Origin of the sequence: Microcoleus sp. T3_A4 (assembly GCF_036700465.1) — a bacterium.
In the GTDB taxonomy this organism is placed as follows: domain Bacteria; phylum Cyanobacteriota; class Cyanobacteriia; order Cyanobacteriales; family Microcoleaceae; genus Microcoleus.
Genome location: NZ_JAUBOY010000020.1, coordinates 35,677 through 57,707 on the forward strand (window position 1 = coordinate 35,677; position 22,031 = coordinate 57,707).

Genomic DNA, 22,031 nt, shown 5'->3' on the forward strand with positions numbered 1-22,031 from the left:
GATGCGCCTCAGCTTACAATTAATTACGGATAATTATTAACTTTTAGAACGATAAATCTAAAATCTAAAATCTAAAATCTAAAATCAAATGACGCCCACTAAAGTTTCCCACCAGTACAAAAGCACTTTACAGGAAACCCGCAGGCGTCAAAATCAAGCAAACTTAAATCTTAGAAAAGACCCAGTGTGAAAGATTTGTCGATCGGGAAAATAGCACCAATACCCAACCACAGAGTTACCGCAGTTCCCAACAGGAAAACAGTAGTAGCAACAGGGCGGCGGAACGGATTTTGGAACTTGTTAACATTCTCGATGAACGGAATCAAAATCAAGCCAACGGGAACGCCCGCCATGCAAGCAATACCCAACAATTTGTTAGGCAAAACGCGCAGGAGTTGGAACACAGGCCACAAATACCATTCCGGCAGAATTTCCAGCGGAGTAGCAAAAGGATTAGCAGGTTCGCCAACCAAAGCCGGGTCTAGTACAGCCAAACCCACGCACAGAGAAATCGTTCCCATGATGACTATAGGGAAAACGTAGAGCAAGTCATTAGGCCAAGCTGGTTCGCCGTAATAGTTGTGACCCATGCCCTTAGCGAGCTTAGCGCGGAGCGCGGGATCGCTCAAATCTGGTTTTTTGATAATAGACATAGTGAGAGTGTTCTCCTTTTAGTTTTACCCGGGCCTGGGATTCCGCTGTATTCGTTAGTTTGAATCAGCGGCGCGATCGCAGGAAGTATTAGCCGTAAATAAATATCATGAGTGATGAATTCTGAATTTTCAACTCACAATTGGGCGGGGGGGCAAAAAAAATACCGCCCCCACAACTCAAAACTTACAACGGGCCAGAGATACCTTGCTTGCGAATCATCAAGAAGTGAGCCAGCATGAAGACTACAATCAGCCAAGGCAACACAAAAGTGTGCAAGCTGTAGTAGCGAGTCAAAGTACCTTGACCGACGCTGACACCGCCACGCAGCAGTTCAACCATCAAAGAACCGACAAACGGGATAGCTTCGGGGACGCCGGAAACGATTTTAACTGCCCAGTAACCGATTTGATCCCAAGGCAGGGAATAGCCTGTCACGCCGAAAGAAACAGTGATGACTGCCAAGATTACTCCTGTCACCCAGGTTAATTCGCGGGGCTTTTTGAAGCCGCCTGTCAGATAAACCCGGAAGATGTGCAAAATCATCATCAGCACCATCATGCTGGCAGACCAGCGGTGAATGGAGCGGATCAGCCAGCCGAAGTTGACTTCATTCATCAGGTATTGCACTGAAGAAAAAGCTTCTGCTACCGTCGGACGGTAATAGAAAGTCATGGCGAAGCCGGTGGCAAACTGGATCAGAAAGCAAACTAAAGTGATTCCGCCCAAGCAGTAGAAAATATTGACGTGCGGGGGTACGTACTTCGTAGTGATGTCATCGGCGAGCGCCTGAATTTCCAGGCGTTCCTCAAACCACTGGTAGGTTTTTGAGTCGGTGATTTGTTTAGAAAACATGGAGCCAGAATTCCTAAAAGAGTATTGCTGTGGTTGAGGTTCAGGGCAGCAGCCACAAGGTTTTTTGTCGCCCCGCGCCGAGCAGCTTGCTTTTACTAGCAAATGCCTGAGGCTATTTTTTAAATTTGGAGCTGACGAAAGGAACTCTATTGTGCGATCGCCTGCAAGCCCTGGGAAACTAAGCGGTCGCTTGTCCCTACTCGCTGGCGTTGCCCGATCGAATTCCAGACTGTGATAAAAAATGTAACATAATTGCCGTGCAATTTTCACGCGCGCACTCGCTTTTTGGACACTTAAAAGGCTTTTTTAGGAATCTCAACATCTGCCCAAGTCATTATGCGGGGAGGGCTGAGCTACAGAAAGCAGTCCGAGCCGGAAACCAGTTTGCCGGGAGAGGCCAAATTTCATCTCGATCGTAAAACTTCACTTTCGGTCCCAAACGCCCTCAATGTCAGTCGAGTAACCCGAACCGGTTCGATCGTACAACCGAATCTTGTTTTGTAGTAAGGACTTCAGCCGTTTCTAACAGCATCTGCTGGCTGCAACCTGCGTATTTCCGTAAAAAAAGCCGGTGATTGCCCCCATCCGTAAAAGTTTTATCACAATTGAAAAGAAGGCAAACTTTCCACAAAAACTGGCAGCAGTGGCGAGAAAGGAGAGGGAAGCGGCGGTATCGGGAAGGGAATTTCAGGAAGAGACGGGAAGGATGGAAAGTCTCGCGATGGCGGTGTAAAACCTGTCGAAACGATCGCGCAATCTGATAGATTCACATCAGTAATATTTTGAACATCGGCGATTAAATCCGATCCGACCAATATCCGAGTTCCCCGTCTCGTACCGTCATCATAAGATTCAAATCGGTAAGAGAAGAAGCGAGAACCGTTACGATCTTGTACGAAACCAACGACTTGAATTTTGTCGCCTTCGCCCCGGTTAAAATCCCGAATAATGGCATGGCGACCTTCACCGCCATAGAAGAGGTAAGGGCTGGCATTTAATGAACCGAGAACAAATATGTCAGCTTCACTTTGCCCGATTAAATGATCGATTTGTTCTCCTGTTGATAAAAAGCTGTAACCCGATATGATGTCATTACCCGGCCCACCAATCAGAGTGTCGCTGCCTTGATTTCCCTCAAGCAAATCGTCTCCTGCATTGCCGTTAATGTAGTCATTATCTAAGTCACCTCTTAAAGTGTCGTTCCCACCTTCTCCAAACAGGCGATCGTTACCTTTGCCGCCCATTAGCAAGTCGTTGTGGAAGCCACCAAACAAGAGATCGTCTCCATCTCCTCCGATCACCGTATCATTGTCTAGACCGCCGATAAGAGAGTCATTGCCAGACCCTCCCAAGATACTATCATTATTGTCTTCTCCTCTGATTAAATCCGCGCCTTCGCCACCCTCAAGAATATCATTCCCGGCACCTCCTTCAATTTTGTCATCGCCTTCGCCACCGCTGAGACTGTCGTTACCAGAGTAGCCCAAAAGGCGATCGCTACCGACTCCACCTGCGAGACTATCATTTCCTACTCCGCCATCTAAAGTGTCATTACCATCCAAACCAAATAGAGTATCATTCCCTCCCAGCCCGCACAGGGAATCATCGCCAATTTCACCTGCTAGTAAATTATTGAGATTGTCACCGCATATAACTACCATAAATTTGTCCTCCTGAAAACTATTTCACAACAGTCACTCAATTTTAGATTTTAGATTTTTACCCTCCCCGCAATTTCAAATTTTGAATTTTGGATTTTGTAAGGACTTTAGTTCTGATTGACGTTTTGTAGTAAGGAATGCAAATCTTGATTGACCAAAATTTGTAAGAAAAAACTGAAGTCTTACTAGAAAACGAATTTCCGGGACACAGGATTTGCCTGTGTCCCTAATGTTTTAACTGAAATCAGCGATGCTAATTTGGTTAGCTGTCACGCCAGTGATAGCCGCTAAAATTTCGCCAGTTTCTGTCAAGGTGATTAACGTTGCAGTGTTACTAGGGATAATAGAAAGCTGCGAGAAGGTTAAATTGTCGGCAAGTGCGAGGAAGTCGATGCCTGGTTCAAAATCGAAAATGATATCGCTGCCAGAATTGGCGGAAATTAAGAAGCGATCACTCCCATTTCCTCCTATCAAACTATCATCGCCGTTTTCACCGCTGAGAACATCAGATCCGTTACCGCCCAGCAGAATATCGCTAGCTTGACCGCCGTAAAGACTGTCATTGCCTTCACCTCCACTCAAGCTATCTTGACCGCGATTTCCAAATAGGATATCTTCCCCATTATTGCCGAACAAATTATCGATTTGTTTGCCGCCGTAAACAGTGTCGTCGCCGTCGCCACCGTCGAGGGAATCATTGCCTTGATTGCCGTGTATCCAGTCGTTGCCACCCAAACCGCTGAGAGTATCATTGCCGCGTTTGCCGGCCATTGTATCGCTGCCGCTGTCCCCGGAGAGGCTGTCGTCGCCGTCAGTGCCGAGGAGATTGGAGTTAGCTGCGATCGCATCTATTTCTCCTTCAATCACCGCAACAGCAGGTGTATCGGGCAATGTCGTTTGTTGAATTTTGGTATCTAAGGCAGTACCAGTATTTTCGGCAATAACTTGGGCGATCGATTTCGTACCTGTACCGGCTGCTTTTAAGTCTTCAGAGGTTGCGCCTAGGGCTACTTTTTGCACGCGGGCAACTTCTCGGTTAATTGAAGCTGTTGCTGTGTTGGATACAACTTGGTCAATGCGCTGATTTGCTTCGGCCATTACCTTAGCTGCATCCGGGGCAATTTGCAACAATTGCTGAGTGTTTAAATCCGAGTCAAATTGTTGCGCTGCTGTGACGGCGCGATCGACAATTGTTGCTAACTGGTTTGGATCACTGAGATTGAGAGTAGTCCCCGATTGAATTTGTTGAACGATCGCACTTACAACTGCTTTTACGCTGTTGGTATTGTCCAGAATTGACCCACCGTCTATTAAAGCAGCAGTTTGGGTAATGACGTTTTGTACCTTGACCATTGCAGTCAAAGTTTCTACTCCACCCGCGATCGCGTTTTCGGTAGCAGCGATCGGATCTAAGTCAGTGATGTCAACATTAGCGGGAATTGAAAGAGCAGATTTGACGAGAGATTCGGCGCGATCGCTCTCAATTCCCTTGTCAATTAAATCTGCTACTAAACTGGTTAACAAGGTGACAACAGTAGCGTAAGGCGGGGCAGTGACAGGCGTTTCCAAAGGCAAACCCGTAGCAGTATCAATGCCACCAAAAGCCACAATATTGCCTTCTTCCGGATCGAGTTCGCCGTTGCGATTTTTGTCAAAAATTTCCAAGGAAATATCGAGTTCGTATTCACCTTTTGGGCCAGTTGTTGCAGAAGGTTCGCTAGCATCAAGTTCGCCATTTTTGTTAGCGTCTAAGAAAACTGTAGCCCCAGCGATGTAGCCGTCAATAACAGAACCTCGACCTCGATTATAAAGATCGAAAAATGCTATATCCGATGCACCAGCAGCATCCCTTGCTGTTACTCGAATCCAGTAGTTGCGATTGCGCTGCAAGCTATCATCAACCCTGAAAGTACGGCTAGCCGGATCGAAACTCATGCCAGTTGGTAAGGGGCTAATGCGACTCCAACTTGTCGGAATTGGCGATCGTCCTCCGCTGACATTTCGCCACTCAAAGTTGGTGACATTTTCATACCAATCTGCTGTATAAGTTAAGGTATTGCCCGGATCGGGATCGATGAAAGTGTCGTTTTGAAAAGTAAACTGCAATTGAGGACTCGAACCCGGTTGCAAACTCAAACCTTGTTCCCGGAACGGAATATTTAAGACTGGCGGACGGTTGACAGGATTGAGAACATTGCGAAGATTTAAACGTCCTCCGCTAACAGTTCTTCCTGCGAGAGAAGGCAACGGGTCAACTGTTGAGAGAATAGAGTTTCTTAGTTGGGCGACAGTCAAGGTTGGATCTTGGGCTAACAGCAACGCCGCCGCACCTGCTACGTGGGGTGCTGCCATTGAAGTTCCGTCATAGAAACCGTAGTTATTACCGGGAACTGTGCTCAAAATGTTTCTTCCAGGCGCACCTAAGTCTACGGTACTGGCTCCAAAATTGGAGAAAAATGCTAGTTGGTCATTGCGATCTGTTGCTGCAACTGAAATAACATTGGGAAGGTCATAGTTAGCTGGGTAAGAAGGTCTGATGTCATTATTAGAGCTGTTATTACCTGCTGCTGCAACAAAGAGAACTCCTGCACTGTTAGCTTCACTGATAGCGTCAAATAAAGCTCTAGAGTCAGGAACATTCCAACTAGCATTAATGACATCTGCACCCTTAGTGGTAGCGTAATTAATCCCTCTGGTGATAGAGACTAAATCTGGTCTTATGCGACTGCCAATCTTCAAAGGTATCAAACTAACATTATGGTTAATTCCAGTAACGCCAATGCGGTTATTACCAATTGCACCAATGGTTCCAGCAATGTGGGTTCCGTGACCGAGATCGTCACTTGGATCGTTGTCGTTGTTATAAAGGTCATAGCCGCGAACATCGTCTGTGTAGCCGTTACCGTCGTTGTCAATACCATCGCCAGGAATTTCTCCCGAGTTAGTCCAAATATTGGCTATTAAATCTTCATGGTTGTAGTCTACGCCGCTGTCCGTAACTGCAACAATTATCCTTCTGTCACCTGTTTGACTATCCCAAGCTTCCGAGGCATCGATATCAGCATCTGATGTGCCTCCCTCTAATCCAGTATTATTTAAACCCCACAGTTCGCTAAATCTGGTATCGTTTGGTATGAAATCATAGGAACCTTGGTAATTCAGTTCTACTGCCTCTACGTTGGGATCTCGAGCTAAGTTTTCTTGAATTTGCAGCAAATCTAATTCTGAAGAAAATTTGACAATTCGCCACCGATCTAATGGACTGGGTGTGAAGTCAAATTGGGAGTTTGATGGTACTAGGTTTTCTAGCGCTATCTCTCCATTAGCTTGAAAATTGCCTAGAAAATCATTGCTTGCACCGGGTCTCAGTTTCACTAAAAGTTCGCCTGGTTTGTATTGTGAACCAGTGACAGGATCGATTGGTGGCAATTGACCGCCGTTATCATTCGATCGATCGTTATCAATAGAGACCGCGATCGCATCTGCTGCATTTAAACCGGAATAATTGCGATCGTTGCTGACAGCAGGTTTGGTAACAATCCTGTAAGTTTTATCACCGTCAACAACCTTGTCATCAACACCAGTTACCGTCACCGTTTGCGTTTGATTCCAATTAGCAAAGTTGAAGTTCAGCGATGGTGGAGAAATTATGCCTTCTACTGGATTGGAACTTTCTAAATCAATTCTGACATCAGCAGTTGGCGGAGTATTTAGTTTGACTGTAAATGTTGCTTTACCTCCCGCTTCTGTGGTGACTAATCCTGATGTCGGATCGACAGTAATGCCAGCAGGTATCGTCGGAGGCATGATTACCGGTAGCACCGACGGTGTTGGAGTTGGTGTTGGTGTTGGCGTCGGTGGAGTTGGCGGAGTTGGTGGAGTTGGCGGAGTTGGTGTCGGTGGAGTTGGCGGAGTTGGCGGAGTTGGTGGAGTTGGCGGTGTCGGTGGAGTTGGCGGAGTTGGCGGAGTTGGTGGAGTTGGCGGAGTTGGCGGAGTTGGTGGAGTTGGCGGAGTTGGCGGAGTTGGTGGAGTTGGCGGAGTTGGTGTCGGTGGAGTTGGCGTTGGCGGAGTTGGCGGAGTTGGTGTTGGCGTCGGCGTTATATCGTTATCAGTAATGGCGACAGTGACAGGGACGATCGCAATTCCGCTATATTTCGCGTCGGTACTTGTTACCGCGTGATTGATTGTGCCAGTGTGAGTACCTTCTACAACTGTGTCATCCGTCGTACTCACAGTTACAGTTTGGGCAATATTCCAATTAGTGCTGTCGAAGCTAATGGGGGCGATCGCACTTATTTGATTTCCCCCGTCAAAGCTGACTGTTACCTGCGCTGTTGGCTGCGAATTTAGCTGAAGTGTATAACTTCCCGTTGCACCGCCTTCTACTGCTGTGGTACTGGCGGGATTAACGGTAACGCCGACTGTATCGCTGTCGCTGTTAGTAACGCTGACATCCGAGGGATTGAAATTGTTGTAATTGCTGTCTGTACTAACAGCAGCCTCAGTAACAATAGTGTAAGCAATATCGCCGTCAGCGATATTGTCGCCAACACCTGTCACCGTTACCGTCTGCGCCTGATTCCAGTTATTAGGAGTGAAACTTAAAGTATTAGTAGAAACTGTTCCCTCAGCAGGATTGGAACTGCTTAAAGCTACCGTAACAGGTGCCGTAGGTTGAGTATTGAGGACAACACTGAAGTTAGCCGTGCCTCCCGCTTCTGTTGTAGTTAATCCTGCTGTGGGATTAACGGTAATGCCGGGAGTTTCGTTGTCGCTATTCGTAACGCTGACATCGGCAGCACTGAAATTGCTGTAATTGCTGTCTGTACTAACAGCCGCAGCGGTGACAATATTGTAAGTTTGATTGCCGTCAGCAATATTGTCGTCAACGCCAGTAATAGTTACAGTTTGCGGCACACTCCAATTGGCGGGAGTGAATGTCAGCGAGGGTGTAGAAACTGTTCCCTCGGCAATATTGGAACTGCTTAAGCCAACAGTCACGTTAGCAGTTGGTTGAGAGTTGAGTTGGACAGTAAATGTTGCTGTTCCTCCTGCTTCTGTTGTAATTAATCCGCTAACGGGATTGACTGCAATTCCAGCAGTGTCGTCATTAATAATCGTAGTTGTAGCAGTAGCAGTACCAAGTGTCGAACTGCCGCCGGGAAGACCGCCATCAGGCAAGGTGACGGGATTTGATAGAGTGACGGTAATAGTTTCGTCTGGTTCAACGCTACCATCACCCAACACATCTAGGGTGACAGTTTTCGATGTTTCGCCAGAGGCAAAATTAATCAGGCCAGTCGTACTTGTTGCGCCAGAAGTGCCGATATTATTGTAATCGCTGCCGTTGGTTGCAGTGCCACCAATTGCATAATTGACAGTACCTCCTGAATCAGTACCGCCAGTGCGACTGACAGTAAATATCAAAGGTGTAGTTCCCGAATTTCCTTCAGAAATAGTACCTGCGCTAGCAGCAACTGTGTAAATAATCGGATCGTTAGCAGGAATTGTTAAGGTAGTTTCAGAGATTGTACCTGCAAACCCTCCCCCTCCCGGACTCGTACCAAAACTCAAGACAACTGCTTCATCCCATTCTGCAAGGTTGTCGGGTTTGATAGTGACAGCTAGATTTTGAGTGGAACTGCCGCTACCTGCGGGGAAAGTAAGGGTATTAGTAGAAAGAGTATAGTCAGAACCTTGAAAAGCTTTTACGGTACCAGCAGGAACATCTAAAACAGTTGCGATCGGTACAATCAAGTCTGTAAATCGTAAACCGTCTTCGACATTCACAGGAATATTAACAGTCGCATCTGCGTCTCCTTCAAGGCTGCTGTACGCAGAATTAGCAAAACTTGCTTTCAATAGCACATTCAACAGAATGGAAACTCTGTTACTGTTGGTATTTGCGACAGCAATATCTGGTCTGGTATCAGAGTTAAAATCTCCAACCACGATCGCGCTAGGACTGGTTCCCCCAGTATTATAATTAAACGGCCCGTTAAACGTTCCTTGACCGGTGCCAGTTAAAATTGAAACATCATTAGAACTGACGTTCGCTACAGCTAAATCGGGTTGACCGTCAGCATTGAAATCACCAACGGCAATATCCTCAGGACTTAACCCAACATTAAAGTTAGCAGGATTGCTAAAAGTGCCTTGGCCTGTCCCTGATAAAATTGATACGTTCTGATTGCCTGCATTGGCTACAGCCAGATCGGATCTGCCATCAGCATTAAAATCTCCAACTGCGATCGCGCTGGGACTTGTGCCGACATTCAAGTTGGTGGGATTGCCAAAAGTGCCTTGGCCCGTACCGAAAAAAATAGAAACGCTGTTAGCCGGATTCCTGTTAGTGGCAACAACATCGAGATTGTTGTCGCCGTTAAAATCTCCGATCGCGATCGCTAAGGGGCTGATTGCAGTCCCCACATTGTTAAACTCACCAAAAGTTCCTTGATTATTGCCTAAAGCAATAGAAACTTGGTTCTCTTCTGCCACAACTAAGTCAGCGAAGGTGTCTTGATTAAAATCTCCCGCAGCGATCGCCTCTTTAGTGATGCCCGGGCCAAAGTTGTTAGGATTGCTAAAGTTGCCTTGGCCTGTCCCTAAAAAGACATAAACTCCTCCTCCTATATCGCCGCCAATTGCTACCGATACAGCTAAATCGGGAAGCGAATCCCCATTAAAATTGCCGGCAACAATACCGCTGGGAGATCCTCCACTGCCCAAGGTCAAGTTAGTAGCAGTTCCAAAATTACCTTGACCTGTTCCCAACAAGATCGAAACACTGTCAGAACTTCTGTTAGCTACGGCTAAATCGAGACGGCCATCTCCATTAAAGTCCTGGCTAACAATAGCTGTAGGGAGATTTCCTGTTGTCAAGCCCGTAGCTGTTTGTTTAAACGTATTGAGAACGTGGCCGTAAGCTGCGATCGCTTCTGGCCCAAATGCAATGCCAGCTTTAATTGTCCCCGCTGTCACTGCCAATTCCCAGTCGCCGCCTTTTTCTGCACAACCTGTCAGATTCTCAGAAGCAGCAACACTTGCCCCTGTTAGTTGACTCAAACGCTGTACCAATGCTTTGCCTATATTTCCTCGGCCAACATTACAGCCGTAGAGGAGAATTTCGGCATTTGGTGTCAGGGATTGCGCCCATGCTTGGACTGCTGCTACGCAATTACCCGCGCGATATCTCAAATTTTCCCAACTCAATTCAACGTTCCCCAGTTGCACGCAACCGGGTTGCCCGTGGGCAATAATGTGAATTACTGAAAATTGCTCTCCCTGCAAAGCTTCGGCAATTTGTTCCAGACCGTTGCGGTTTGACTCTAATTTAATTACCTCGGTTTCAGGGATAACGCCGTCGATTAAAATTTGAGGGTCGGGGACGGCAGCATCGATAAATGCGATCGCTTTTGAGGAAAGTGGAGTTAGTGAGTTTAACATGACACACCTGGTAAAATTTAAATAGGATATCAGAATATCCTATGACTTATGTTTTTGTTTAGCAGCGCTCCAAAAAATTTTTGTTTTTCCCACTTTCGTTATCAAAAATTCATAGAAGTTTTGATAACTTAACCAATTATATAATCATTAATTTTTAACGTATCGATGATGTACGGATGCCAGTAAATCTTGTTGCATCCAGACAGATAGTCGTGAACGCACTCCGACACTCAGAAACCGAATTTTTTACCGAATCTGCGCGTGATAACTAAGTAATTTCGTACATCAAACCCCGTTTCTCGACTCCGATGCGTCCACGACTCATGGAGATAGTTAGGCGGTGCTTTAGTATCTCTGGGGAGAGTCGAACACGGTTTACAAGCAATACCTCGCTGGTGACGCCAGCCCAGGGCGCAAGCGAATCGCGCCCTATTGCTGAGACGATCGCGTAATATCATCGACGACCGATCGCTTATATTTATTTACAAGTGCCAGCGGGAAGCTCGCGATCGTTCACAAGGCGAGTTAAATCTGCAACAGGGTTCCCAACGTACAAACGTAAAATACATAAAATGTAATACTTACTGGTATTTTACGGAACAATCATGCACAGACGAGTTTTCCAGATTGCGATTTTACTTTTCCTCCAAGTCGTCCTGGTTCTAGGTGGGTGGGCGCAGCCTGCCGCGGCGCTGACTCCTGAACAGCAGCTATTGAGCGAAGCTTGGCGAATTGTCAATCGCTCTTATGTGGACGACAGCTTCAACTCTCAAAACTGGTGGTCGATTCGCCAAAAAGCTGTCAAGGAACCGCTTAACGACAGACAGCAGACTTACACGGCTATTCAGGGGATGCTGGCGAAACTCGACGACCCCTTCACTCGACTACTGAAACCCGAACAGTACCGCAGTTTGCAGGTCAACACTTCGGGAGAATTGACGGGAGTGGGGCTGCAAATTGCGATCGACCCCCAGACAAATACCCTGACAGTGGTGGCTCCTTTGGCCGGCTCACCGGCGGATAAAGCTGGCATCCAACCCCTCGATCGCATTCTGAAAATAGACGGCACTCCTACCTCAGAATTGAGCCTAGACGAGGCTGCAACTCGAATGCGCGGCCGCATCGGCACTGCCGTTACCTTGACCTTGGGGCGCGAGGGAAGGGACGTTGCTGAGGACATTGAGCTAGTGCGCGATCGCATTGCTCTGAATCCGGTTTACGCCGAATTGCAATCGGCCTCGGAGAATTTGCCGCTGGGCTACATTCGCTTGAGTCAATTCAGCGCTAACGCCACTGAGGAAGTCGCTCACGCGATCGACCGCTTGGAAAAACAAGGAGCCGCGGCCTACATTCTCGACCTACGAAACAACCCGGGCGGACTGTTGCAAGCAGGGATTGAAATTGCCCGCTTGTGGCTCGATTCTGGGACGATCGTCTACACGGTTAACAGACAGGGCATTCTCGGCAGTTTTGAAGCCTCTGGACAAGCCCTAACTAACGATCCACTGATTGTTTTGGTGAACAAGGGAACTGCCAGTGCTAGCGAAATTTTGGCGGGTGCGCTGCAAGATAACGGCAGAGCTCAACTGGTAGGAGAAAAGACTTTTGGCAAAGGACTGATTCAGTCGCTGTTTGATTTGTCTGACGGTTCTGGGTTGGCCGTGACTGTTGCTAAGTACGAGACACCTAACCATAAAGATATTAACAAGCTGGGGATTTCGCCCGATCGCGTAGTGCCTTTGGAACCCATCGCGCGCGATGAAATCGGCACCGCAGCAGACTTGCAATATCAAGCTGCACTGCAACTACTGAAAGAAAAAACCGTGCTGGCAAAGTCAGTATAAGCCGGAGTTTGAAGTTTTGAGATTGCAACAGGTAACAATACGCAGGTCTGTCTGTCTCTGCGTTTCGTTCCCCAGGACAGACAAGAATCATCCTAAAAACTCTTTAAGTCAAAAGTGATATCACGTCCGACAGATCCATCTGTCATTGTTCGCTGTGCGAAGCAATGACATAAAAGAATGATGCACATCGGACGTGATATCAAAACCCAAAACAGCCGTTCCCTTAAGGTTGCGGGGTTGATTCCTCGGCTTCGGGTACATCGGCTTCTTGCAAAATGACCTGACGCTGCTGCGGGTCAGCTTGGTTGCTTTGCTCTTGCATCACAGTTTTAGCAAGACTAGGGTCAAAGTAGCGGTTAAAGTCCGATCGCGACTGATTTACTCGCCCTTGGGTAAGATTGACTTCAGCTTGGATTTCGTGCAATTTTTCTTGCACCGCCCGGTAGTGAGGCCAAAGCTGAAGCAAAGCAGAAGTGGCACAGACTGAAAGAACCATGTTGACTGCCAACTTGACGCCTGTTTCGGCCGCGAGGGTTTGGTGAGGGTAGGAACGCTGGCGGCTGCTGCTGCGACGAGGAGTAACCCGAGGGGAGTTTTTTACAGGACGCAGTGGGGTAACGGTGGGTTGAATCGCTTGCATAATTTTTTTTCAAATACCTGAGACTGACGTTTTAGAGTTCAACAGAGCAAATTCTGAGCTTAACGCACACTCGCCGCTGTTAGTCAGGGTGCTGACAGCCAAAATTGTTGAGACAAAGGTGACGCCTGAAGACGGAATTTTCCCATAAAAATGCCTGCCCTTGCAGTCTCGTCTTGCTGAACACAAACAATGTACTGCACTGGGGCAGCAATTGTCTGTATCTGTAATCCGAGAGATTTAACTGCTCAGGCAGGCGTTTTGCGGTTCGCAACAGGTGTCTGGAAACTATTTGTACAGTTCAGTTGACAGCCGGAAAGCCAAGATTCCGGGAATCAAAGCAATTACGAGCGCTACGTAGACTTGGGTATCTGTTAAAGACATATTCGCAAAACTCCTTTTCGCGGGCACGAGCTTTCACCAATTTGAGACAAATTGGTACTTTTGGGAATCATTTGTTACAACTTGCAACACAAATGGTGCCTCCGGGGAGGAGTGGCGCAGTGGCGCAGTGGCGTAGTGGCGCAGTTTTTGAGTGTCGGAGGGGGATAATTTTTCCTGGTTTCCTGGGACTGCTTCCTTCGGACGTTGTTCGGACGATCGCCTCGCACAGAATTACCGCGTTAGGTTAAGATTTAAGTGAAGGTGACACTAATGTTAGACAGAGCGGGTAATTTGCGCTGCGCTCGACCCTTGCCATTTTTAGGTGCACAAAATAGTTAATGCTAGATCAATTTCTCGACGCTTCACCCAATTTTGGAGTTGACGGCTTTTTATTATTGTTGGTTTTGGTGGCTTTGGAGGCTGTACTTTCGGCTGACAACGCGATCGCCCTGGCGTCTATTTCTAAAGGTTTGGAAGATGCCAAGGATCAGCAAAAAGCTCTCAACTTGGGTTTGATAATTGCTTTTGTACTGCGGATCGCCCTAATTTTAACGGCTACTTGGGTGATCCAATACTGGCAGTTTGAGCTGCTTGGTGCTCTCTACCTGCTGTGGCTTGTTTTCCAACATTTTACTTCAGAGACAGACTCCGAAGGAGAACATCACGGGCCCAGATTTGCGACTGTGTGGCAAGCAATTCCCATGATTGCTTTTACGGATTTAGCGTTTTCATTGGATAGCGTTACTACTGCCATCGCTGTTTCTGATAACACTTTTATCGTCGTAACAGGCGCTACTATTGGAATTATTGCTCTGCGATTCATGGCCGGGTTGTTCATCCGCTGGCTGGATGAGTTCGTTCACCTAGAAAGTGCTGGTTACATCACAGTTGGGTTCGTGGGAATGCGGTTGTTGGTGAAAGTAATTAATCCCGATTTAGTTCCTCCGCAATGGCTGCTAGTTTCCAGTATCGTCTTGATGTTTGTCTGGGGATTTTCTAAGCGTACTCCTGAGTCAGTCGAGATTGCAAAATCTCTAGAAATGGCTCTGAATCAGCCGGATGCAGAAGTTTCTGTGCGAGAAGCTCAAGGACAGAAGTCCGAAAATTAACATACTTTCATTGAATAAAATTAGCTTAAATCTGTCAAACCAACAAGATTGAAGGCTGGTCAAAACCTGCAAAAGCCTTTCATCCCGGTGACTTTAGTCCGGGGATGAAAGGCTTTTATTTTGTAATATTGTTTCCTTCACTAGCCGATCGAACTCATGGGAGTACAATTAAGCCTATGGTTCGGCAGTTATCAAAATCAGACTCAGCAATGGTTAGACTGGTGGGATAGGGAGGCGAATTGGTTGCTGAGGGGGTTGGCGGCATATTGGCGATCGCAGGCGATCGGGTTTCACCTGTCGGGAAAAAATGTAACCTTCCGGTTGAGCGGCTGCAAGTAACCTTTTCTACATAGGGCAAGGGTTTTAGATTCTTTTTGGGAGATGTCTAATGATCGGCGCCTCGATCTAATTCAAGAATACTACGTTGTCTTTGCTCACTTATAAACCTTTTGAACTCCCTGTGTTTTGCAGATATCTCAGGATTTCTTTCTTGATAAGAAGAGGCATAACCTTTAGATTTTCTCTTGATTTTTATGAATGAAGGCCTTTTCTTTAATTGGGCTTGTCGTGTAAAAACAAAATGCGTCGATCTTATTTTTCCTTTACCTTCCTTCTTGGTTGACAACATACCACTCTCATACTGATGCAGTTTAATATTTTTGTATGTTTCGTATAACTGTTTTATATGAGCCTCGCTTTCCCTCGACGAAAACCCTATTATCGAATCTGAGTTGATGACTTGGAACGAATTCAAGATTTCAATATCGCTATCATTAGAAATGCAAGTTACTGAAGTTCTCTGTCCATATTTATACACTTTTGGATCGTACAGACAAAGTGTTATTTTTGGTGACAATGGAAGAAAAATTTGCAATCCAATGGCGGTAATACTTGTGACGGCAGGATCTTCTAGCTCGCGGTAAAGCCAGTTGTACATAAATACGGGATGATCAGATATATAAAATTCTGAGGAAGTTTCATTTTTGATAATATGATATTCCAAATCTCCTAAAAGCACAGCATCAAACACCCCATTAAGAGTAATTGCAGAGGCTAACTTATCCTGGTAAAACTGGAATCCTCCAGCACTTGCTTCTTCTGGATCAAATCCATTCAAACTTAGACCCTCTCGCACTATTGACTCTATGTGCGAATTGAAGAATCCACTCACTCTTTCACTAGCTTCAGGCGTTCTGAAGTATAGAGATAAAATAAATCTGTGCAAAGTTAATAGATCTTCGCTGATTATATTAAAATCTCCACTGACGATTTTATTTACTACGCTTGAAGCTGGTCCCTCTATCATTTCAGCTAGAAAATTCTCGACTTGGTTGTCTTTGTCATAAAAATAGTTCTGTGAGAAGACTCCTCTAACTGGTTGATTATATCTCACGTCCGACCTATCCATATCAAATATATTGATTCTGTTACCCTGGCTCCCATCACAAGCAAAATGGTTAAGCAGAAACTGTGGGACATAATGCTGCTTCTTCGTACTCATTAACAACTCTCACTCATTAACAACTCTCACCTACTACATACGAGGCTAAACTCCAACCAAATAGCCTGGGTATATATCCTAACCAGCAAGTCAGCCGCCTAAATTATAATTGTATCGCAGATGCGGTAAAATACATCATATAACCACAAAATACCGCAAGTTGCTCATGTATTTTAACTCCTTATTACTCCCATCCGAAGCTCTTTTTCTCAATAGAGTTCGACGCACAATCCGACTCAAACCTCTTACTCGTCGCCCTGAAAAAAGCTATCTTTATTACATACTAGAACATTTACTTTTATAATCAGCGACATTCACAACAAATGGGAGTTCAAGAGATTCATACTTATATTTTTCAACCTAAATTATCCAATTATTTAGTTTACGAACCAAGTCAAGAGGTGATTCTCCAATGGATAACTCACTAAGCTATGCAAACATCCTCAAAAAAACCCTGCAAGAAGCAACGATCGCCCAACCGCGTTTACAGGCGATCCAGCTTTACCCCGTCTGTGATGTCGATTCGGGTCACTTTCTGATTCTGGCTACAGGCTGGGATAAACAGCGGTGGATTGACACGATTCTGTTTCATGCTCGTTTAGTCGATAATCAAGTTGTAATTGAAGAAGATAACTTCGAGGAAGGTCTAAGCCAAGCGCTGATTGCAGGGGGTATAAAAGCAGAGGATATCGTGACTAGCCCCTTCCCTGACAACAGCGAGAGACAGAAAACCTATCAGGCAGTATAAGGAAGAAGGAAGAGGGGGAGACTGGGAGATGGGAAGAGGGGGAGGATTTTTTCCCAATTAGCAATTAGCAATTACTCATTAGCTATGACTGAGGCTTACCCACAAAGAAAGCTAAGGGAGAATTCTCACCACAAGATAACCGAACTTTAGAACCAATAGGAAAAACATTTCCTGTGGTTGTGAGTGCATATAACTTTTCGCCAGACGGAGTTTTTAAACAATAACGATTTTCTCTACCTAAAAATTGGCGATCGCAAATCACAACAGCCGAATCTTCATCTAAGTATAAACTCAAGTCTTCCTGCCGGATCATCAATTCTCCTTCAGTAGAAAGATTACAAGGAACTTTTACAAATGAATCTCCTTTAACAGCAAAACAACCTACTTCTGTTTCCCAAAAATCCTGCTTCAACGATGCAGAAATAAAATTAGCCTGAGTCACAAACTCAGCCACAAATCGAGATGCTGGTTCTTGATAAACTTCCTCTGGAGTGCCAAACTGTTCTAATTTGCCTTGACGCATCACCGCTACCCAATCTGAAATCGAAAGTGCTTCTTCGCGATCGTGGGTGACAAATACACCAGAGGTTCCCGTTGCTTTAAGAATCTCGCGGACTTCTTGACGCAATCTTAACCGTACTTGTACATCTAAATTACTCAACGGTTCATCTAGTAAAATAATCGCAGGTCTAGGGGCTAAAGCACGGGCCAGGGCCACTCGCTGTTGCTGACCCCCCGATAATTCATGGGGATAACGATTTTCCAATCCTTGTAGTCCCACCAATGCTAATGCTTCGGTGACACCTTTCTGAATATTATGCTTTGACTCTTTTCCTTGATGTGTCAAGCCAAAAGCTACATTTTTCGCGACTGTCAAATGGGGGAAGAGTGCATAGTCTTGAAACACCATACCAATGTCTCGCTGTTCCGGCGCGACTGACATATTAACACTGGCTACAGTTTTCCCTGCTAGGGCGATCGTCCCTGCTTGTAGCTGTTCAAAACCAGCAATTAACCGCAGCAACGTTGTTTTCCCACAACCCGATGGCCCCAACAACCCCAGTATATCTCCTTGATGTAAGGTCAGGGTGACAGATGCCACCGCAGGTGATGCAGCTTGGGAATACTGTTTTGTTACACCATCCAAATGCAGAATTATCGGTCGAGCCATTATTGCTATAAATAATCAACAACTTACTATTCTACAATATACCAGTTTAGTGAGATTAATTATCATAAAGACTTGACAAATGTTTACACCTACTGATAAAATAGCAAGCTAGACTTTTTACTAGCAATGAAAAATTCCCAAAAATCACTACAGCAAACAGGAATCAGGACAATCCAATGGCTATCAACCTTACGCGGTTTATCGGCTAGTGGGTGGACACTTGCGGTTATCGCTTTAGCATTGCCGATCGCCATACCAGTGATCAGTGTCTTATCCAGTATCTTTTTTGAAGCTAAAGATACATGGCAACATTTAACCGATACAGTTTTAACCCGTTATATCGTCAACTCTTTATGGTTAATGATCGGTGTAGGCTTGGGTGTTGTAATGATTGGCGTAGGATGTGCGTGGCTAGTAACAATGTGTCGCTTTCGGGCCAGTCGCGTATTTGAATGGGCATTACTGTTACCCTTAGCGGCCCCAGCTTATGTCCTAGCTTATACTTATACAGACTTTTTAGAATTTTCAGGCCCAGTTCAAACTGCTTTGCGTTATATTTTTGGCTGGAGTTATGGAGACTATTGGTTTCCTAACGTGCGATCGCTCCCTGGAGCAATCTTAATGCTAATCTTGGTTTTATATCCCTACGTCTACCTATTAACAAGAGTTGCCTTTTTGGAGCAATCAACTTGTACCCTAGAAGCTAGTAGAATACTGGGCTGTAGCCCTTGGCGGAGTTTTATTACAGTTGCCTTACCAATGGCTAGACCTGCAATTGTTGCAGGTTTAGCACTGGCTTTGATGGAAACTCTCAACGATTATGGCACTGTTCAGTATTTTGGAGTTGATACATTTACCACAGGTATTTATCGGACTTGGTTTGGCATGGGAGAACGAATTGCAGCCAATCAATTAGCGGCGATGCTATTATTATTTGTTCTCGGTCTAATATTACTAGAACGCTGGTCGCGAAGTAGGACTAAATATTATCAAGCTAGCAGCCGCTATCGCCAACTACAAACTTATCAACTTAAAGGAATTAGGGAAACTTTAGCGGTAATTGCTTGTTTGATGCCGCTGTTTTTTGGTTTTTTATTGCCAGCGGGTATTTTAGTCAAGTTGACCTTAGCTAATTGGCAACTAACCTTAGATGAACGCTTTTGGATATTTGCCCGTCACAGTTTAATTTTGGCAACACTGACAGCAATTTTAGCAGTAGTTATTGCCTTGATTATGGCTTATGGCTTACGCTTATACCCTAATTTAGGAGTGCAGTTAGGAACTAGAGTTGCGGCAATGGGCTATGCTGTACCTGGTTCTGTCATTGCAGTGGGGATTATGGTTCCCATTGGAAAATTTGACAATCTATTTGATAGTTGGATGCGTGAAAACTGGGGAATTTCTACAGGCTTGTTGTTAAGTGGTACGATCGCAGCTTTGGTATTTGCCTATATAGTTCGCTTCCTAGCTGTTTCTTTAAATGCGGTAGAGTCAAGTTTGAGCAAAATTAAGCCTAATTTAGATGATGCGGCGAGAAGTTTGGGTTATAGCCCGATGCAAACTTTAGTTACAGTTCATACACCAATGATGACGGGAGGTCTACTAACTGCCATGATGTTAGTATTCGTTGATGTAATGAAAGAGTTACCTGCTACTATAATTATTAGACCGTTTAACTTTGATACCTTGGCTGTGCGAACTTATCAACTTGCCTCAGATGAGCGATTGGCTGAAGCTTCTGGCCCAGCATTGGCAATTGTTTTAGTGGGGATGTTACCGGTTATTTTATTAAGTTGGAAAATTGCGCGATCGCGCAAGTCTTCAACAGTATAACCCCCAAATCTATTTCCTGGTTGCAGAGCTGATTGATTCTTTTAAAGCTATAGTCCGACAGGGGTTTCAACACCTGTCTAATAGCGAAAGTCGTCTTCAGACGACTATACAGCTAGGATTTCAGTCGGTTTCAACCGACTTTAGCTATAAGAGGGGGAATTTATTCCCTGGCGGGTTTCAGGAGAATGTATCAACCCTTCTTCCCTCTTCCTTTTTCCTGCATAAATCAAGATGATTAATAAAAAATTAGCAATGTTTACCCGCACTACTGGCACAATCTCTTTCTTACTACTTACTGTTCTTGTCACCTTTGGATGCCAAAAACAGGCGGCTGGTCCCCTCGAAACATTACAAAAAACTAAGCAATGTCCAGGATGTGACCTGACTGATACCAAGTTAAGTGACATGGATTTAACCAGCGCTAATCTCAATGGTGCTAAGTTGGAAGGCGCAATGCTAGAAAAGGTCAAACTTAATGAAGCCTTACTCGATAGCGTCAATCTCAAAGGTGCAAATTTAAAAGGTGCTTCTCTGGAAAAAGCAGGTTTATCTGCCGCTGATCTCACAAATGCTGATTTGAGTAATGCAAATCTCAAGGGGGCTTTTTTGCGAGGGGCAAAACTGAATAATGCCAATCTTAGTAATGCCGATTTAAGTGAAACTGACTTAAATAGTGCTGATTTGACAGGGGCAAACCTGACAGGGGCAAACCTGAAAGGCGCTATCATGCCGGATGGTAAAATTAAAAATTAAAGTTAATGGGATTCGGCGGTTTCAACCGCCGAATCACAAAGAGTAGCTTCTTGTTCAAAAAGCCTCTATTTCCATCCTGCGCGATCGGAAATCTTTAAAGCTTCAGGGTTATTTTTCCCAAACACATCAGGGTTGAGAGGGTCAGATTTGAATGTACCAAAACTGGCAACGGCAGGATCGATCGCCACACCTGCAATCACAGGGTATTCGTAATTACTCCTAGCAAAAATTTGTTGCGCTTCGCGACTGGCTAGGTGTTCCAAGAATTTGATCGCGCCTGCTTTGTTACGAGAGGTTTTGACTACACCAGCACCACAAATATTGACGTGAGTACCGCGATCGCGCTGGTTGGGGAAAAATACACCTACTTTCGCTGCGATCGCCTGTTCTGCTGGATCTTTCGATTTCATTAAGCGAGCTACATAATAGGTATTAACCAGGGCAATATCGCCTACCCCAGCAGCAACAGCTTTGATTTGCGCCGTATCATTTCCCTCTGGAGGACGCGCAAAATTAGCGACCAATCCTCGCGCCCAAGCTTCTGTTTTTTGAGCTCCATGAGCTGCTAACATAGCCCCAACCAGAGATTGATTATAGATATTAGTGGACGATCGCACTAAAATTTTGCCTTTCCACCGAGGTTCTGTCAGCGCCTCATAGGTTGACAATTGAGCAGGGTTCACCTTGCTTTTGTTATAAACAATCACCCGTGCCCGGCGCGATAGACCAAACCAGAAACCTTGAGGATCTCGCAAACTTGCTGGAATTGCCGATGTCAGGACTGTTGAAGAAACAGGTTGCAGAATACCTGCTTGTTTTGCCCGCCACAAACGCCCACCATCCACCGTGATGAAAACATCAGCAGGGCTATTTGCACCTTCACTTCTGATCCGTTCAATTAGTTGGTCAGCATCCGCCTCAACGAGGTTAACCTTGAGCCCAGTTTTTTTGGTGAATCTTTGGTACAACTCATTATCAGTATCGTAGTGACGTGCTGAATAAAGGTTGAGAGTGCCGGTTTGGGCTGCGACAGGGGCTTTTTTGCTTAGTTCCCCCACGGCCACGACAGCCATTGCTGTACCACTGGCAAGAAAAATACGCCGAGAAATGCTCATTGTTCTATAATGATAGATTTTTTCATCTGGTAATTGACACGATGGTCTCTCTACAGCCATCTATAGTCAGTGCTTTACTATATTAATGCAAGTAATTCTTATTTGATGATCAAAAGCGTAACTATTTTAGGGCTGACGCACTCGTGGTCAGAAATCCGGTCTCGACTTCGCTCAACCGGCGGTCTTTTTTACGACAAGACTTTGTGGTAGCCCGCAGATTAGGTAAAAAATTGACCTTGCACAATTTGAGGATGATTATTGTAGGGTGTCCCGCCTGCTCTGAAAATACACGCCTTCGGACTCATGGGCCCATCCGCAAAAAA

At 45.5% G+C, this 22,031-nt stretch carries 15 protein-coding genes; 6 read left to right on the plus strand and 9 right to left on the minus strand.

Features of this window, described 5'->3' with window-relative positions; translation table 11 throughout:
* Positions 1–170 precede the first annotated feature (170 nt).
* From petD to QUA07_RS12980, 4 genes are all read right to left on the minus strand, one after another.
* A complete protein-coding gene (petD, locus tag QUA07_RS12965; RefSeq protein ID WP_333082815.1) occupies positions 171–653 on the minus strand; it encodes a cytochrome b6-f complex subunit IV in 483 nt (160 codons plus the stop codon).
* Between the two features lie 184 nt (positions 654–837).
* Complete coding sequence (petB, locus tag QUA07_RS12970; protein WP_333136441.1) at positions 838–1,506, minus strand: cytochrome b6; 669 nt, start codon at positions 1,504–1,506, stop codon at positions 838–840.
* A gap of 599 nt (positions 1,507–2,105) precedes the next feature.
* Positions 2,106–3,167: a calcium-binding protein gene (locus QUA07_RS12975; protein ID WP_333325699.1), complete on the minus strand. Its 1,062-nt coding sequence runs from the start codon at positions 3,165–3,167 to the stop codon at positions 2,106–2,108.
* 234 nt (positions 3,168–3,401) lie between these two features.
* Entirely contained in the window at positions 3,402–10,613 is a 7,212-nt protein-coding gene (locus QUA07_RS12980) for a S8 family serine peptidase (protein ID WP_333325701.1), read from the minus strand.
* A 605-nt stretch (positions 10,614–11,218) separates the two neighbouring features.
* Between QUA07_RS12980 and ctpA the strand changes: the two genes are divergently transcribed.
* Positions 11,219–12,457, plus strand: coding sequence for a carboxyl-terminal processing protease CtpA (ctpA, locus tag QUA07_RS12985; RefSeq protein ID WP_333325704.1), 1,239 nt, complete (start codon positions 11,219–11,221; stop codon positions 12,455–12,457).
* Positions 12,458–12,680: 223 nt separating this feature from the next.
* On the opposite strand, the gene QUA07_RS12990 is transcribed toward ctpA, so the two are convergent.
* Together QUA07_RS12990 and psaM are read right to left on the minus strand one after the other, a co-directional pair.
* On the minus strand, positions 12,681–13,097 hold the full coding sequence (locus tag QUA07_RS12990; protein WP_333081435.1) for a slr1601 family putative cell division protein: 417 nt from the start codon (positions 13,095–13,097) through the stop codon (positions 12,681–12,683).
* A 285-nt stretch (positions 13,098–13,382) separates the two neighbouring features.
* On the minus strand, positions 13,383–13,478 hold the full coding sequence (gene psaM, locus QUA07_RS12995) for a photosystem I reaction center subunit XII (protein ID WP_015174804.1): 96 nt from the start codon (positions 13,476–13,478) through the stop codon (positions 13,383–13,385).
* A 338-nt stretch (positions 13,479–13,816) separates the two neighbouring features.
* Here psaM and QUA07_RS13000 point away from each other — a divergent pair, with 338 nt between their 5' ends.
* The gene (locus QUA07_RS13000; RefSeq protein WP_333325706.1) at positions 13,817–14,587 is read left to right on the plus strand and encodes a TerC family protein; all 771 of its coding nucleotides are present in this window, start codon (positions 13,817–13,819) and stop codon (positions 14,585–14,587) included.
* 156 nt (positions 14,588–14,743) lie between these two features.
* Positions 14,744–14,926 carry a hypothetical protein gene (locus QUA07_RS30035; protein ID WP_445305887.1) on the plus strand — a complete coding sequence of 61 codons (183 nt, stop codon included), beginning with the start codon at positions 14,744–14,746 and terminating at the stop codon, positions 14,924–14,926.
* Positions 14,927–14,972: 46 nt separating this feature from the next.
* On the opposite strand, the gene QUA07_RS13010 is transcribed toward QUA07_RS30035, so the two are convergent.
* Positions 14,973–16,088, minus strand: coding sequence for a DUF4238 domain-containing protein (locus QUA07_RS13010; RefSeq protein ID WP_333325709.1), 1,116 nt, complete (start codon positions 16,086–16,088; stop codon positions 14,973–14,975).
* 412 nt (positions 16,089–16,500) lie between these two features.
* Between QUA07_RS13010 and QUA07_RS13015 the strand changes: the two genes are divergently transcribed.
* The gene (locus tag QUA07_RS13015) at positions 16,501–16,836 is read left to right on the plus strand and encodes an element excision factor XisI family protein (RefSeq protein WP_333325711.1); all 336 of its coding nucleotides are present in this window, start codon (positions 16,501–16,503) and stop codon (positions 16,834–16,836) included.
* Between the two features lie 82 nt (positions 16,837–16,918).
* Here QUA07_RS13015 and QUA07_RS13020 read toward each other — a convergent pair whose 3' ends face one another.
* Positions 16,919–18,007 carry an ABC transporter ATP-binding protein gene (locus tag QUA07_RS13020; RefSeq protein WP_333325713.1) on the minus strand — a complete coding sequence of 363 codons (1,089 nt, stop codon included), beginning with the start codon at positions 18,005–18,007 and terminating at the stop codon, positions 16,919–16,921.
* A gap of 126 nt (positions 18,008–18,133) precedes the next feature.
* Between QUA07_RS13020 and QUA07_RS13025 the strand changes: the two genes are divergently transcribed.
* Positions 18,134–19,840, plus strand: coding sequence for an iron ABC transporter permease (locus QUA07_RS13025; protein WP_333325716.1), 1,707 nt, complete (start codon positions 18,134–18,136; stop codon positions 19,838–19,840).
* 231 nt (positions 19,841–20,071) lie between these two features.
* On the plus strand, positions 20,072–20,593 hold the full coding sequence (locus QUA07_RS13030; protein WP_333325719.1) for a pentapeptide repeat-containing protein: 522 nt from the start codon (positions 20,072–20,074) through the stop codon (positions 20,591–20,593).
* A 65-nt stretch (positions 20,594–20,658) separates the two neighbouring features.
* Here QUA07_RS13030 and QUA07_RS13035 read toward each other — a convergent pair whose 3' ends face one another.
* Entirely contained in the window at positions 20,659–21,708 is a 1,050-nt protein-coding gene (locus QUA07_RS13035) for a Fe(3+) ABC transporter substrate-binding protein (RefSeq protein WP_333325721.1), read from the minus strand.
* Positions 21,709–22,031 lie beyond the last annotated feature (323 nt).

Excerpts from the sequence above, each read along its gene's own strand:
- petD (WP_333082815.1), bottom strand. The coding sequence starts at position 653 with ATGTCTATTATCAAAAAACCAGATTTGAGCGATCCCGCGCTCCGCGCT.
- petB (WP_333136441.1), bottom strand. The coding sequence starts at position 1,506 with ATGTTTTCTAAACAAATCACCGACTCAAAAACCTACCAGTGGTTTGAG.
- QUA07_RS12975 (WP_333325699.1), bottom strand. The coding sequence starts at position 3,167 with ATGGTAGTTATATGCGGTGACAATCTCAATAATTTACTAGCAGGTGAA.
- QUA07_RS12980 (WP_333325701.1), bottom strand. The coding sequence starts at position 10,613 with ATGTTAAACTCACTAACTCCACTTTCCTCAAAAGCGATCGCATTTATC.
- ctpA (WP_333325704.1), top strand. The coding sequence starts at position 11,219 with ATGCACAGACGAGTTTTCCAGATTGCGATTTTACTTTTCCTCCAAGTC.
- QUA07_RS12990 (WP_333081435.1), bottom strand. The coding sequence starts at position 13,097 with ATGCAAGCGATTCAACCCACCGTTACCCCACTGCGTCCTGTAAAAAAC.
- psaM (WP_015174804.1), bottom strand. The coding sequence starts at position 13,478 with ATGTCTTTAACAGATACCCAAGTCTACGTAGCGCTCGTAATTGCTTTG.
- QUA07_RS13000 (WP_333325706.1), top strand. The coding sequence starts at position 13,817 with ATGCTAGATCAATTTCTCGACGCTTCACCCAATTTTGGAGTTGACGGC.
- QUA07_RS30035 (WP_445305887.1), top strand. The coding sequence starts at position 14,744 with ATGGGAGTACAATTAAGCCTATGGTTCGGCAGTTATCAAAATCAGACT.
- QUA07_RS13010 (WP_333325709.1), bottom strand. The coding sequence starts at position 16,088 with ATGAGTACGAAGAAGCAGCATTATGTCCCACAGTTTCTGCTTAACCAT.
- QUA07_RS13015 (WP_333325711.1), top strand. The coding sequence starts at position 16,501 with ATGGATAACTCACTAAGCTATGCAAACATCCTCAAAAAAACCCTGCAA.
- QUA07_RS13020 (WP_333325713.1), bottom strand. The coding sequence starts at position 18,007 with ATGGCTCGACCGATAATTCTGCATTTGGATGGTGTAACAAAACAGTAT.
- QUA07_RS13025 (WP_333325716.1), top strand. The coding sequence starts at position 18,134 with ATGAAAAATTCCCAAAAATCACTACAGCAAACAGGAATCAGGACAATC.
- QUA07_RS13030 (WP_333325719.1), top strand. The coding sequence starts at position 20,072 with ATGATTAATAAAAAATTAGCAATGTTTACCCGCACTACTGGCACAATC.
- QUA07_RS13035 (WP_333325721.1), bottom strand. The coding sequence starts at position 21,708 with ATGAGCATTTCTCGGCGTATTTTTCTTGCCAGTGGTACAGCAATGGCT.